Source organism: Ruegeria sp. AG7, assembly GCF_056541545.1.
Window position 1 is genome coordinate 1 of the sequence record NZ_JBQFYP010000057.1, and the last position, 799, is coordinate 799.

Here is a 799-nt window from a genome sequence, read left to right on the forward strand (position 1 = left end):
AGAAACGGGCTCGACAAAACCCCAAATACCCCGCGGTATCGCACCCGGATCAGCAAAACCTATTTTCTTCAACAACATAGAAAGATGGGCGCAATGAAGCAGAGTTGTAGTCCTCCTGCCATTCTTCCAGCGTGTTACGGGCCTCGGCCAGTGAGCCGAAGAGCGTTTCGTTCAGACATTCATCTCGAAGCTTGCCGTTGAAGCTTTCGACGAAGGCGTTCTGCTGTGGTTTGCCGGGCGCGATATAGTGCCAGTCGATCCCAGTCTCTTGCACCCATCGCAGTATCGCAATCATGTATGGAGCTATGACTTCGTTCATTGTCGAACCGACGATGGCAAAGCTTTTCGGACGCTGAACATCCTTGATGAGCACAGCCGGGAGTGCCTTGCGATCAGAGTGAAGCGCAAGCTGAACTCGGTCGATGTGATCGATGCCCTGACGGATCTGTTCATACTGCGCGGTGCACCCCGCTTCATACGTTCAGACAATGGGCCAGAATTTATCGCCCAGGCCGTCCGAGACTGGATCGCCGCAGTTGGCGCCCAGACGGCTTACATTGAACCTGGGAGCCCGTGGGAGAACGGATACTGTGAAAGTTTCAATGGCAGGTTCAGGGATGAGCTACTCAACGGTGAAGTCTTCTACAGCCTGCGCGAAGCTCAAATTCTGATCGAACAATGGAGGAGACACTACAACTCTGCTTCATTGCGCCCATCTTTCTATGTTGTTGAAGAAAATAGGTTTTGCTGATCCGGGTGCGATACCGCGGGGTATTTGGGGTTTTGTCGAGCCCGTTTC

General features: G+C 52.9%; 2 pseudogenes. One reads left to right on the plus strand and one right to left on the minus strand.

From position 1 onward, the window contains the following. Nucleotides 1-100: 100 nt before the first annotated feature. A pseudogene (locus ACR0BF_RS20340) lies at nt 101-289 on the minus strand (integrase core domain-containing protein); the annotation flags it as partial. Here ACR0BF_RS20340 and ACR0BF_RS20345 point away from each other — a divergent pair. Next, nucleotides 281-700, plus strand: a pseudogene (locus tag ACR0BF_RS20345) (integrase core domain-containing protein); the annotation flags it as partial. The pseudogenes ACR0BF_RS20340 and ACR0BF_RS20345 overlap by 9 nt on opposite strands. Between the last annotated feature and the right edge of the window lie 99 nt (nt 701-799).